Origin of the sequence: Paenibacillus hemerocallicola, from assembly GCF_006265175.1 — a bacterium.
Taxonomy (GTDB): Bacteria; Bacillota; Bacilli; order Paenibacillales; family NBRC-103111; genus Paenibacillus_AB; species Paenibacillus_AB hemerocallicola.
In genome coordinates, this window is the sequence record NZ_VDCQ01000013.1 from 35763 (window position 1) to 49638 (window position 13876).

Consider the following 13876-nt stretch of genomic DNA (forward strand, 5'->3'; position numbering starts at 1 on the left):
AGATGCCCGGCGTCTTTCTTTTTGAACCCTCTCCGTTAGCCTTATCCTTGTGCCGCATCCATGTTCATGTAGTTAATGGCCCACAGATGGCCGTCCAAGTCCACGAAGCCCCAATGATACATGAACCCATGATCTTCAGGTTCAGCGTGCAATTTCCCGCCCAAGGAGACCGCGGTATTCACGATTTCATCGACCTTTTCCCGGCTCTCGAAGGCCAATGCGATCGTCATCTGCGCATACTTGCTCGTATCGACGGATTCCTTCTCCGTGAGCGTATTAAAGAATGCTTGATTGATCAGCATGACCTGCAGGTTGTCGCCGATCACGATGGCTACCGAATTCTCGTTCTCGGGGAATTGCGGGTTGAGCTCGAATCCGAGTCCGGTGAAGAACGCTTTCGATTGTTCTACGTTTTTTACAGGCAGGTTGAAGCTCGTGAATGCGGACGTTAATGCCATTTTCAAAACACCTCTTCGTCAAATTAGTTTGTGTTCATTTATGCCTTCGTTTATATAGACGACAGCCGATCCGGGAATTCATCGGTCTCATGGATTCGGAGCGTAAATTTTGAAAAATAACTTGGTATTGAGTTCGGATACCCGCCATTCCCGTAAGGTTGCTTATTCTTATTGTGCAGGGATAAAGATTGAACCTCTCTAAAAAGGAATTCGTCTGAATATATGACAATTAAAGGGTGGGTATCGAGTGACGGAATGAGGGAACGGTATGGAAATTAATGATAAAACCGAAGTACGAAAGAAAAAGTTCGAAACCGTCGCCATTTCAGTATTAGGTTAAATGTCTTTTTCATGCTTACATTTCTCCTGTTCTCTTCACTAATCGTACGTTTTGCTTATCTACAGTTCGTCGAGGGTCCGAGTCTCTAGGAACGCCAGACAAGCATGATCACGAAGGGCGTATCCATCCCGCCCATCCGCGGCAATATTTAAGATTCGGCGGGACAGCAGATCGCATATTCGATCTCAACTCAGTCCCTATACTTTACTTTCAAAACAGGCATTAAGCAAGAAGCGTCGGAGGCGCTGGCTGCAAAACTCGTGCAGCTGTTTAACGAAAAAGGCGAAGCGAATTCCAAGCCATTGACGACTGAGGAAGTTGTCGAGGCTATGGACATCAAAGGCAGAACGCATCTGCCATTCCAACAACGACGGATCAAATCGGGACTGTCAAAAGAAGAGATCGCCTATCTTAGCGAGCACCGCTACATAGGTATCCAGAATTTGGTGAATTACCAGCCATCACGTACGCAATCGTCCAAGAAAAGGGGAGGCCTATTGTAATAGTAGAGTCTGTAGTGATTAATCTTGATCATAAATCCAACGAATATGGTAACGTACAATATTTGACCAACGATAAGGGATCTACAAAACAAACTTTTGCAGATAATCTTATACATAAGATACGTTCGCTTCTTCCTTAGCCCTTGACATAGCAGGGAAAGATTGAGCTAACGGGCACGATAGTTAAATTGAGCAGGCTGCTGTATAGCGGTCTGCTTTGTCATTGAAGTAACGGGAGTAAGCGTAATATAGGGGTACCGCCAACAAAACGCGGAAAACGTACGCTAAGCGAAAATATCTTCAAACAAGCCGTAAATTCCGCACGCTAAGGAAAACCGGCTTGTTGTATGCAAGCGCTATGGGAGGTCAACTTTTAATCCAAATTGCTTCTTTGCTTCCTCGCCGGTTATGAAGTCTTCCTTGTTAACAGGAAGGGTATTGCAAGTTCGTCTAAGGTTTCAACCATTTGATAAAATAAAAAAATCCTGTTTTCACAGGATTTATTCTTTTTTATTTTTTAACCACAGGCACCCAAAATTCGCCGTAGAAAGTGCCGTCGCCGTTATCTTTGCGATAAGTCGCATTTGGACCGCCGATGTAAGCATAGTCAGTGATTTGGGCCAAGACTTCGCCAAAAGCACGGTAAGTCAGCTGATCAAACAAAGTTTCCTTGTCGCCATTTCCTGCGACCACGATGTACTCGCTCTCTGGAAACTCGATGATGCGCGTTGCGTCAGCCACTGATTTGCCAGCTTCTACCGCGAAATAATTCCAAGGTTTGCCTTGATAAACCTCGTTGACTGACCATTCACGATCGTCTTTTGCGGCGTGTTTGAGCTTATCAAAACGCCCGTCAGCCTTGAGTCCGCCCCAAAACTCAGCTTTTTCCTTTTGCAAAGCTTGCATATCTTGAAAATTCGAATGAATTGAAAAACCATAAGCGGTCAAGGTGAATGATTTTTTGTGTTCAATTGTGTAATCTGCCATGTGAGTGCTCCTTTTATCCAGGTTTAACTTCTGAGAGGTCAGGCTCCGCTACAAAATTCCAACGATCCCCAATCGATCAAACAAGAAGCCTTCTTTGCCACCAAAAGCTTGCATTAGCCTTCGACTTTTTTTGCACGAAGCCACATTTCGCCGTAGAATTCACCGTTTTCGTCTGCTTTGACAAGTGTTGAGTTACCAGGACCAATGTATTTGTAGTCTGTGATTCCTTGCAGCATGCCGCCGAAAACTTTGCCCGTGATTTCGTCAGCAAGGCGGTCTTTGTCAGCGCCTGTGCCAGGCACGACGAGGTAGTCGCCAGCGAGGAAATCGAGGACGACCGCGCCTTCCACGTCGAACTCACCCATCACGCCGAAGCCGCGCCAAGCCTTGCCGTCGATGACGTAGTTGATTTGATATTCTTGCCCGTCAGCGAGCGCGAGAAGTTCAGCAAGCTTGCCGTTTTCAGTGATTTCAGCTTTTTTCGCTGCAGTTTTTGCTGCATTACCTGCCCAGTCGTTGTAGTCTTCAAGTGAAACACCGAAAGCAGTCATTTTGTAGTTTTCTGAGATTGTTTTGATTGAGTAGTTAGACATTTTGTTCTCTCCTCGTGGATTTATTTTTTACAAGATTGATTCTATTTGCCGAATGTATCAAAAAATGATACTTTTTATTGCCATTTAAATCGCCGGACTTTTCAACACATCTATGGTGGAAATTTTTACATTTGAGATTGAAAACTAATGTTTATCAAGTCTTTAATCTCACTACTCGCCCCTTGTGGTCGGGTCATGCTCTTTCGATTTGGTGGGCTACTTGATACCAGCGTAAAATATTGACATTTTTTTATCGTTAAAGAAAGTTTAACTTCGCTAAAGCGCTAAAGCGAAATGGGACTTTCTTTACCAAGAAAATTTCCGCTAAATCGCGGTCGCTCATCCTCGAAGTACGTCGATAGACGTTTTTCTTATTGCTACATTTTTGATACAATAAAATCATGAGGAAAACAGAACGAGTGAACCTGATCATGCGCTACATCAATAACCGCGCGCATTTTACGATTGCCGAGATTCAGCGGGAGTTCAAGATTTCCCGAGCGACGGCGATTCGCGACATTAACGAGATTCAGGCGATGGGTTTTCCGCTAACGACCGAGCTTGGGCGCGGTGGCGGCTACTATGTCCTGCAAAATCAGTATCTGCCCGCCGTCCGCTTCACGCCAGAAGAGCTGAAGGCGATTTTTATCAGCTTTATCGCCTCGAAAAATTCGCAGCTGCCTTATCTGCAAAATCGCCGCTCAATCACTGAAAAACTAATCGGCATCGCGTCGCAAACCCAGCAAGACGAGCTGATCGAGCTGAATAATATCTTGCTTTTTGAAAATACAAATCCTGCCAATCCGAATCTTTTGGAGCTCGATGATGCGGCGCCTGCGGGGCTGAACCAGCTGATTTCGCTTGCTGTGCGGGATAAGCACTTGCGCTTGACTTATGAGCTGAGTCCGGGCTGGCCGCAGTTGATGGACGTTTTTTTGCTGCATATTTTTAACTCGAACGCTCAGTGGCTGGTCGAGGTTTATGATTTTGATACGGATGAGTTTCGTTATTTGCCTGTTGAGATGCTGCGGGATTCGGCAATTTCTGAGCAGGAGATGAAGTGGTCTGAGCAAGAGATTTTAAGCAAAAAACTGCTTGGTGCACGTGAGTCCAATCTTGTTGTGAAGCTTGATACGACTGGGATTCAGCGCTTTAAGCGTATGCACCCGCCGGGGATTATTTTGTCCTTTACTGGGATGTTTCAGTCGAGCGGGATTTTCAATGTTCAGTTGGATGTAACCGATGTTGAGGCGCTGTCGTATTATGCGGATTGGCTTTTGTTTTTGGGGAAAGGGGTCGAGTTTGAGCGGATTCCTGATGAGCTGCGCGTGATTTTGGAAGAGCGTTTAAGGGTACCGCCAACATTTTAACGAAAATAGACGCTATGCCAATAAATGTAGTCTCCTATGACGTCGGTAGATATTGTAAATCGCCTCCTCAAGTGGTGCTATTTTCAGTTTTACTCATTTTCCCATTTGATAGCCTCACGGTCCAAGCTGCTATACGACGAGCGGCAGCTGTATATCGGTCTGGCGAGCAGCAGTACTCCATTAAACCCGGGTCGAATCGATCCGGGTTCATCTTTTATATAACAGAAGACAGGCGTATGCAGGAAGCTTTGAAGCAGTGAATCTGAAAATGGCCCCATCCGTCATCACCGGCCGTCTCCCAGTCCTTTTAAATAATCGGACGGTGCATAGCCGGTTTGTGTTTTGAACGCTTTGGAAAAATTAAATATACTCGAATAACCGACCATTTCCGCTACTGTGGTCACCGAAAGATATTCGCTCCGCAACAGCTCCTTCGCTTTGTTTATTCTAATTTTTTGTACATACTGCTTGGGAGATAGGCCGTATTCCTCCTTGAACAATTTTCGGAAATACACCTCGCTGATACATGCTTTTTTGGACAATAAGGTATTGTTCAAATTGGAATTATCATAGTTGTTTTCCAAATATTCGATTGCGGGCTGCAAAATGAATCGTTTTGGGGAAGATTGTTGTTCTTCATCCGGAATGATCGCATACGACAGCAATTGATAGAGCAGCGACATTCTATAAAGACGATTTTTGGAGTCGCCCGACTTCGCCTGTATCTCAAGCTCCCAAAACAAATTGTGTAAAGACAAATTATCTCTTACCCGAAAAGTCATAATCTGTGAGAAAGACTGCGCGTTCGCGATTTCAAAATTGATAAGGGGAAATAATCCGCTTTCTGTGCAATGCAGGGAGTATGACTGCCCTTTGGGCAAAAAAAGCAAATGCTCCCTGTCGGAAATATATTCTTTCTCGTTTAGCGTATATACAATTTCACCGCTGATCGCAAAGCTCAAACCGTAGAAGCTTCTATGGTTGATCTTCTTCCGTTCGTTTGTAGTGAGTGAAACGAGGAACAAGGTTTGGATGTCGGTTATTAGGATATTCCGAATATCCATGATGTCACCTCCAAACGCATTGTAATCTTTTTTTATAAATGAGTCTACGTTTTTCTGATAGTTTCGAGATCATGATTATCGTATTTGATAAATCCTACATCGCTTTTCACATTGGTTGCACTCCAGAACTGTAGTACCATGTAACTAGAAAAAGGAGTGTGAAATCATGAGTACTTTATTCTCAAATCAAAAATTTCCGTTACTCGTCGCCTCGATGAGTGACAGAACCCCCGATGATGCAATTTGCACAATCCGAAACGCAATGCTGGACGGTGCGGATGGCTTTATGATTCATCTTGAAAAGATGGCGCCAGAATATGTAAATCATAACGATCTGCGGCGTGTTTTCAGATACACCTGTGATAAGCCGATCTACACGATGAACTATCGGAGCAAGGATTCGGAGAAAAGCGACGAACAGTTAATTGACGAGCAAATAATGGCTGTTAAAGCAGGCGCCAATATGATCGATATGATGGGCGATATGTTCGACAGGTCTCCTTTGGAGCTTTCCTTCAACCCAGAAGCGATTGAAAAGCAAAAGCAAGTGATAGCCAAAGTTCATGAATTGGGCGGCGAAGTATTGATGTCTTCGCATACTTGGGTGTATATGAATACCGAGGAAGTGTTGGCCCACGCCAAAGAGCTGGAGTCCAGAGGAGCCGATTTTGTCAAGATCGCGATGAGCGTTAATAGTGAAGAAGAGATGATCGATTCTATGAAAACGACTTGGGTCGTATCCCAAGCATTGAACGTACCGTTTTTGCATATTGGCATGGGTGTTCACGGGAAGCTGCATAGAGCGATCGGACCGCTCCTCGGCTCTTGCTTTGCCCTCTGTGTCCAAACCTATACACCTGCGGGACATAAGGAAAAGGTTCTGCTTCGTGCAGAAAAAAGTGTACTGGATAATATCGATTATCGCCTGAATCGAAAATAAACGGAGGCGCGTTATGGATTTTACAGGCAAAAACGTCATCGTAACAGGCGCAGCACAAGGGATTGGACGAGCAACCGCCATTCTGCTTGCTGAACATCACGCCAATCTTGTCATTATCGATGTGAACCCGTCGTCTCTTCAGGAATTAGAAAAGGAGCTGAAGGACAAGGGGGTAATGGTTATGGCGCGTTTATGCGATGTCAGCGATGAATCGGGCGTTTATGCAGTGGTAGAAGAGGTACTGCGCAGTTTAGGAAAAATCGATGCACTTATCAACAATGCGGGCATCTACCGAGAAGGATGTATGCATTTTGTAAAATCCAATAGCGAGCTCTGGAAAACAAAAATCGAAGTCAACATTCTAGGCACGATGTATTTCACGCACGCCGTACTGAGCAATATGATCGAGAATCAATACGGCAGAATCGTCAACCTTGGTTCCGTTGCGGGGGTATATGGACTTCGGAATATGGTGGACTACTCCATGTCAAAAGGGGCGATTATCGCGTTTACCCGGGCGTTGGCCAAAGAGGTCGGTCCGTACGGAATTACGGTGAACGCCGTATCTCCCGGCAACATTAATGAGAAAACGAATGCTCCCGAAATGTCTTTCCTCGGGCGTTCCGGAACAACGAGAGAATGTGCGAACGTGGTTTGTTTTCTTGCCAGTGACGAAGCCAGTTATATTTCGGGCCAAAATTACCAGGTTGATGGCTCGCGAAAATCAATGTAAAGGACTGCCCCCATGAAGGCAGCATCCTTCACGGTCGTAGAAAAAGGGGGGGTGAACGAATGGCTAAGTATAAAGTGTTGATGGCGGACTGCATTTTTGAAGATCATGACTTTGAAAAGCGGATGTTGGAGACGATCGACGCCGAATTGATCGTTGCTCCGGCGAAAGATGAAGACACGCTGGCAGCGCTGGCGGTTGATGCAGATGCAATATTGGCAACTTATGCCGAAATCACTTCAAAGGTACTGGAACATGCAAAGAAATGCAAAATTATTGCCCGCACAGGCATTGGTTACAATAACATCGATGTCCATGCAGCAAGCGAGAAAGGAATTATGGTATCCAACGTACCGGATTATTGCATTGGGGAAGTGGCGGACCATACCCTTGCGCTAATGCTGACCTGTTTGAGAAAAACGGCTTATCTCAACCAAACCGTGCGTGAAGGCAAATGGAATGTAAATCTTGCAAGGCCGATACCGAGACTTGATGGGCTTACGGTAGGATTGATGGGCTTGGGCAATATCGCGAGAGCCGTTGTTCAACGTATTCAGGCATTCGGGATGAAAGCGATTGCATTCGATCCCTTCGTATCAAGCTACGATGTTAGCCTTCTCGCTGTCGAGAAAGCAGAAAGCTTGGAGCAGCTTGCTCAGCGCGCAGATGTACTTACAATTCATGCGCCGCTTACGCCATCTTCCAAAGGAGCGATCAATTCCGGCATATTTAATGTCATGAAGAAAAGCGCGATCCTGATCAATACGTCCCGGGGACCGATTGTGAACGAAAAAGATTTGTATGAGGCAATCCGCGTAGGTAAAATCGCCGGTTGCGGACTTGATGTGATGGAGCATGAGGGCGAAGAGGTCAACTCCCCCTTATTGAAGCACGAGAATGTCATTGTCACACCGCATTCTGCATTTTACTCCAGCGGTTCGGACATTGAATTACGGGAAAAAGCCGTTGAACAGATCGTTCTCACCTTTACTTCAGGACATCCCAGCTATTGGATTAACCGGCCTTCTCCAACGGATTAACCGGCCTTCTCCAACCGGCGAGGCTGGATAGGAAGAATACGAGCTTCATAATCGAATCTGGCAAGGAGGGTGAGGACTTTTCATGAAACGGATATCGTTAGCGGTCATCGGGCTTCGATTCGGCGCGCGTCACGTGCAAAATATTGTTAGTAAAGGATTTGATGCGGAGCTTGCCGCAATCTCGGATATTAATCCCGACTATGCCGCCTTGGGGAAAGAGCACGGCGTCCCATTCTATACGGATTATAAAGAAATGCTAAGGACGACTAAAATTGATGCTGTTATAATAGCCGTCCCCCCGCATGTCCACGCGGAAGTAGGCATGGCATGTATGGAATATGGAGTTCATGTTCTCATGGAAAAGCCGATTGCCAGTACGTTGGAGGATGCCGACAAGCTGATCGAATCGGCCGCTCGTTGTGGGGTTCACCTGGAAATCGGACATATGTATCGGTTTGACAAAGGGATCGAGATGACGAAGCTGAAGCTGGAGAACGGCGAAATTGGTCAGATGATCGGCTTCCACATTTTTAGCACGTACCTGAAGGGTCCGGGCTACTTCAAGCAGGAATGGAGAACAAAACGGAACACGGGAGGCGGTCCTCTGCTCACGAACGGTATTCACGATATCGACAGACTCCGATACGTATGCGGGGATGTGGAGACCGTATCCGCTCTCATGTCGAACAAGGAAAGGGGATTCGAGGTTGAAGACACGGTGTCCATTTCCGTTAAGTGTAAAAACGGTGTTGTCGGAACGATATTTTTGTCCGATTGCAGCCACCGGGCGCTGCCGTATACCGATTTTTACTTTGGAACCAAATCTTCGGTGATGATTAACAGTTCATCCTATTATATAGACGATCCACTACATGAGATTGAGCAAGTGAGTTGGGATTATGGGGTGAACCGACGCATCGAAAGGCACGAGATGAAGAGAGAGGATAACCATATGAAGGAGCTTCGCCATTTTTGTCAAGTGATACAGGGACAGGCGAGTCCGCGAACAACGGGCGAGGATGGAAAGAAAACGCTCCAAGCATTATTGGCGATCCAGGAGGCGATGCTTACGGAACGTGTGGTGACGATTTAATCTCGCTCGATTTCATCGCAATGTAATGAACAACGGCCTGCCGAGGAAGTATTGCCTACTTGCACATGAAGAGGAAAGAGCTGCGCCTAGTGAGACTGAAAAAGGGAAGAGGAACTTATGAAAATCGCGCGATACGAACAAGACGGACTATTTTATCACGGAGTGCTGGAAGGAAATACGATTCGCCGGATCAGCGGGTCCATCTTCGGAGAATATCGGATCGAAGAACAAAAGATATCGCTCGAGGATGTTCGCCTCACGGCCCCCGTCAACCCCGGCAAAATCATTGCGATTGGCTTGAATTATAAGAAGCATGCGGAAGAAGTCAACATGGCATTACCCGAGGAACCGTTATTATTTCTGGTTTCGCCGACAGCCGTTATCGGACCGCAAGAAAAAATATTTCTCAAATATCCCGGGCACCCCACCGAGCATGAGGGAGAGATCGCCATCGTAATCGGCAAGCAGGCCGAATGCATTAGCGCTGAGGAAGCGTCAAGCTACGTGTTAGGCTATACGTGCTGCAATGATGTTTCAGACAGGCTGCTGCAGAGGAAGGACGGACAGTTTACGAGAGCAAAGTCCTTCGCCACATACAAGCCGCTCGGACCATGCATTGCTACCGACCTCAATCCCGATCAGACTGCGATTCGCGTAAAAGTGAATGGTGAAGTCCGGCAGGAATCGAATACGAGTGACATGATCTTTTCCGTCACAGAGATCGTATCCTTTGTTTCCCACGCGATGCGACTCGAACCGGGTGACGTGATCATAACAGGCACCCCCGCGGGGGTAGGGCCGCTGAAACACGGGGACATCGTTGAGGTGTACATTCAAGGTATAGGGACTCTGTTAAATGAGGTTTTATCATGAGTATGGAAAATTCACATAAGGAGGGGTCTATATGTCCATTAAAAGAAATTCTTTCTTCTTAGCGGCACTTGCCGGCGTTATTTTGCCTGTCGCCGCTTGCGGAACAGGCAACGAGGGGAAAGCGGTTTCCCCGAATTCGGGGAACAGCGAACAAGTCGACAAGTTCGACATGACGAAACCGGTGGAGCTTTCGTTTTACTCCGAAATCGATACGACGGCCAGCGACGCTGATTTCATGAAAGAATTTGGACAATATATTCAAAAAAAATACCCGAACGTTACGTTCAAAAACAACAGCTACATGGCGCAAACGAAAAATAACTTGGAAAAATCGGTCGCAGCGGGGACGAACTTCGACCTGGCCCAAATGTCCTTTATTCGAACATCCGTATATCTCGATTTAAAGGTAGGTTCCGATATCACCGATTTGATCAAGAAACACAAGATCGATTTGAGCGGTGTCGACCAGATCCCGTTGAATCAATTAAAAAACGCCGGAGGCGGTCAGCTGATCGGGCTTCCTTATCAAATCAACTCGCAGGTTCTCTTTTACAACAAAGCGATATTCGATAAGTTTGGAGTCCCGTATCCGAAAAATGGGATGACATGGCAAGATGTGACCGACATCGTTCGCAAAACAACTCGCTTGGACGGCGGCGTGCAGTATACCGGCTTTGCTTTGCAGCAAGGTGCCGCTATATTTGTCCGCTCCAATCAACTTTCCTTGGAGCCGATTGATCTGAAGACGAACAAGGTGACATTTGGCAATGGAGAGTGGAAGAAGTTTTTCGATGAATTTTTGCCTTTATACCAAATTCAGGGCAATCAGCATAAATCAATCGCTCAAGTTGGAAACGCTTTCTTCAAGGATCAAACGGTGGCCATGGTGTTGGCATACCCGAATTTTTACACGCTGCTGCCAGATACGTTGAATTGGGATATGGTGTCGGCGCCAAGCATTAAGGATCGACCCGGAGTCGCGATGCCTCCTGTTCCGAGCACATTGGTCATTAATGCGAACAGTCCTTTCAGGGATGAAGCGTTTTTGGTCGCCATGGAAATGTTATCGAAATCAATCCAGCTCGAACGGGCCAAAAACTATGCGTTCGCCTCCGTATTGACTGATCCGGAGATCCAGAAAGAGATCGGTACCGGCATTCCGGAGCTGAAAGGAAAAAATACGGCGGTCATGCAGCCTGCGAATATGGCGCCTTCTATCACATTTACGGAGTATACGGCTGATGTGGTAACCTCTCTCGGTACAGCATTTAACACGTCCATGGATGGTGCCAAAGATGTGAATACGGCGCTTCGCGAAGCCGAAGAGGCTGCTAACAAAAAAATCGAGGAAAAAATCGCGGCGAAGACGAAGTAATAAAAGCTTCAAATCAAAATGTAGTAAACTGCTGCTGACATTTAGCTGTTTCGGCAGCAGTTTGCTCGTCGGCTTCCATCGCTTTTGCGATCATTCCGAAAACTCGTTCAAAAGGTTTCAGCGTATTGTTGCAATGGAAATATTGTTTTTGATTAACGGCTAGCGTCCCAATCGTATTGTGATTGGAGTAAGGCTCTTCGCCGCTTCTGATAAGTGATTCAAGTACAGGCGTGTCCGAGAACAACAGGTGAGGACGGTACGAAATCGCTCATGACATTATTGGCGATACAGAAGTCGATGCTGCTTACTCAGCTGGTTGTAACGATCTAGTTATGTCCACATTTTCATATACCACCTATGTTTTCCGGCTTCCGCAATGATTTTTCAACCATTAAGCATGGGTGGAAATAGGAGGAAAAGCAATTGAAGAGAAAGATTAAGAAAATGATATGCATATTAATTACTTTATTAATCGGAGCAACAACTATGTTTATATATGATGGAGGCTCAGTAAGGGCATCTGCGGATATATACAAAGATTCGGATTTATTGCCGGATGGCAGTAAATTCGATTTCTGGGACATTAAGGCCGGCTTTACGAAAACGTATTATGTCGATAATCGAAATCCTAATGCGAGTGATGAAAATGACGGTAGCAAAAATAGACCTTTCAGAACCATAAACAGGGCGGCTGCTGTCGCAAAAGCGGGAGAACAGGTATTGATAAAGGAAGGCGTATATCATGAGACTATAACAGATGTCAACGGGGGGATTGACGAGAAACATATGGTTTCATTCGAAGGTGAAGGCAACGTCGTAATAACGGGAGCCGTCGAATGGAAGGTCGATTTCAAGCCTTCAGAAAACTTGAGACAGGTAGCGCCTAGCAGAGGTGAAAGTGACCTGTTTACTTTGGATCATACAAGATATTATGCAAATAACGGTGCGAAGGTTTATATGGGCGAGATCCCGGCCGAGGCTCTTAAAGACGGGTACAATCCCTTTTCAATGCTGAACATGTCACCGCTTTACTTTAGCGTTTCTGCAAATTCAGTTCCGCTTCTTCTGCAAGATAATGCACTGGATGTATTCGAGCCCGATGCCCAGCTTATGAAAAGAGGTTTGCTTTTCGTTGACGGCCAGAGGCTGAAACAAGTTGTCCGTCCGCATGAACTCTGGCAGGAAACAGGCGTATATTGGGTGGACGAGAGCGGAAGGAGCATACACTTTAGGCTTAAAAATGACGATGACCCAAACAATCACACATTTGAGCTCGCTGTCAAGGAGCAGGGCTTCGCACCAAAAACGAGCGGGTTGTCCTATATACGTCTTAAGAACTTGACTTTTGAAAAATACTCGAATCCTTTCCCAACGCCCCAAAAAGGAGCCGTTTCCACCAATGCCGGACACCACTTTATTATTGAAAATGTTACAATAAAGGATGTGAATTCAATCGGTTTGGACATGGGTTTCCTAAGTCATTATCACCTTCTTGACGGTATAAGGGGCCATCATATCGTACGGAACAGCAAATTTATAAATAATGGGATAAGTGGCATAAGTGCGCTTCCGACAAGGGGCGAGTACATGAAAGGAATGCTAATCGAGAACAACTTCTTTAGTGGCAATTGCTGGCACAACGCAGAGCCTCTATGGGAGTTAGCCGCGATCAAGAATCACTATACGGAAGACAGTCTGTACCGAAATAACATAATAACGGACACGTATTACGGAGCAGGTATTTGGCTCGATAAATCCATCAAAAACACACGCGTCAGCAACAACATAATCACTGGAATTAAGCATTCCGTATATGGTGGAATTTTAATTGAAGCCACATTTGAAGAAAATCTGGTTGACCATAATTTTATTTACGATACAGGATATAGAACTACTCCTCTTGGTGTAAAGACTGGCGGACACGGTATATATCTTAATGAAGTAGATAATATAACAATTTACGGCAACATGATTTTCGACATAGTCGGAGATGGGATATTCAGCCCGTATACAGCGAATCCAAGGGTAGTAGGTTATCCTATCAATCAGAGAGCTACGAATGGGAGCGGGATTAAAGTGCTGCGCAATATGATGCAAAACACCAAGCGCGCAATTAATTTTCCGACCGCGGCAAATTATTCCGATGAAAATGTGATAGGTGATCTTTCGGATGTCGCCTTCTACATACGGAAAGAGAAACAACTATTAAGTCTTGAACAGGTTCGTGAACAATATGGATTTGAAACAAATGGTGCCATGGCTGAAATCGGTATGGAATTTGACCGTGAAAAACTGCTTGCCAAGATAACCTTAAACGGCATCGAAAAAACCGTGGATCTTAACGATACGAAAGAAATCAACAAATACATCGAGAAATTGCCAAAATTAATAGGAAAATAATTGGTAGAATGGGATAAAAACAGCCCTCATCCTGAACCGCCTCCTGTCAAGTAGACATTAGAAAAATAAAGTTTTTCGTATCTCCAATCACCATAAAAGGTGTTTGGAGA

General features: G+C 45.6%; 12 protein-coding genes. 8 read left to right on the forward strand and 4 right to left on the reverse strand.

Translation table 11 applies throughout. The features are described from left to right. Positions 1-41: 41 nt before the first annotated feature. From FE784_RS11660 to FE784_RS11670, 3 genes are all read right to left on the reverse strand, one after another. A complete protein-coding gene (locus tag FE784_RS11660; protein ID WP_007729208.1) occupies positions 42-458 on the reverse strand; it encodes a VOC family protein in 417 nt (138 codons plus the stop codon). 1353 nt (positions 459-1811) lie between these two features. Beyond that, positions 1812-2288 (reverse strand): GyrI-like domain-containing protein, encoded by a 477-nt coding sequence (locus FE784_RS11665; RefSeq protein ID WP_139602380.1) that lies wholly within the window; start codon positions 2286-2288, stop codon positions 1812-1814. A gap of 113 nt (positions 2289-2401) precedes the next feature. Then, positions 2402-2881, reverse strand: a complete 480-nt coding sequence (locus FE784_RS11670) for a hypothetical protein (RefSeq protein WP_139602381.1) — start codon at positions 2879-2881, stop codon at positions 2402-2404. Positions 2882-3300: 419 nt separating this feature from the next. Here FE784_RS11670 and FE784_RS11675 point away from each other — a divergent pair, with 419 nt between their 5' ends. After that, positions 3301-4251 carry a helix-turn-helix transcriptional regulator gene (locus FE784_RS11675; RefSeq protein WP_246131994.1) on the forward strand — a complete coding sequence of 317 codons (951 nt, stop codon included), beginning with the start codon at positions 3301-3303 and terminating at the stop codon, positions 4249-4251. A gap of 284 nt (positions 4252-4535) precedes the next feature. Here the strand turns inward: FE784_RS11675 and FE784_RS11680 are convergent, their stop codons facing one another. Continuing rightward, positions 4536-5315, reverse strand: coding sequence for a helix-turn-helix domain-containing protein (locus FE784_RS11680; RefSeq protein WP_139602382.1), 780 nt, complete (start codon positions 5313-5315; stop codon positions 4536-4538). Positions 5316-5481: 166 nt separating this feature from the next. On the opposite strand from FE784_RS11680, the gene FE784_RS11685 reads away from it, so the two are divergent. The 7 genes from FE784_RS11685 (at position 5482) to FE784_RS11715 (ending at position 13766) form a co-directional block, all read left to right on the forward strand. Further along, entirely contained in the window at positions 5482-6255 is a 774-nt protein-coding gene (locus tag FE784_RS11685; protein ID WP_139602383.1) for a type I 3-dehydroquinate dehydratase, read from the forward strand. Between the two features lie 13 nt (positions 6256-6268). Next, positions 6269-6988, forward strand: a complete 720-nt coding sequence (locus FE784_RS11690; RefSeq protein ID WP_139602384.1) for an SDR family NAD(P)-dependent oxidoreductase — start codon at positions 6269-6271, stop codon at positions 6986-6988. 59 nt (positions 6989-7047) lie between these two features. Further along, on the forward strand, positions 7048-8025 hold the full coding sequence (locus tag FE784_RS11695; RefSeq protein WP_139602385.1) for a C-terminal binding protein: 978 nt from the start codon (positions 7048-7050) through the stop codon (positions 8023-8025). Positions 8026-8107: 82 nt separating this feature from the next. Continuing rightward, the gene (locus FE784_RS11700; RefSeq protein WP_139602386.1) at positions 8108-9118 is read left to right on the forward strand and encodes a Gfo/Idh/MocA family protein; all 1011 of its coding nucleotides are present in this window, start codon (positions 8108-8110) and stop codon (positions 9116-9118) included. A gap of 117 nt (positions 9119-9235) precedes the next feature. After that, on the forward strand, positions 9236-9991 hold the full coding sequence (locus tag FE784_RS11705; RefSeq protein ID WP_139602387.1) for a fumarylacetoacetate hydrolase family protein: 756 nt from the start codon (positions 9236-9238) through the stop codon (positions 9989-9991). A gap of 31 nt (positions 9992-10022) precedes the next feature. Then, on the forward strand, positions 10023-11366 hold the full coding sequence (locus FE784_RS11710) for an ABC transporter substrate-binding protein (protein ID WP_139602388.1): 1344 nt from the start codon (positions 10023-10025) through the stop codon (positions 11364-11366). A 423-nt stretch (positions 11367-11789) separates the two neighbouring features. After that, entirely contained in the window at positions 11790-13766 is a 1977-nt protein-coding gene (locus FE784_RS11715) for a right-handed parallel beta-helix repeat-containing protein (RefSeq protein WP_139602389.1), read from the forward strand. Positions 13767-13876: the final 110 nt, after the last annotated feature.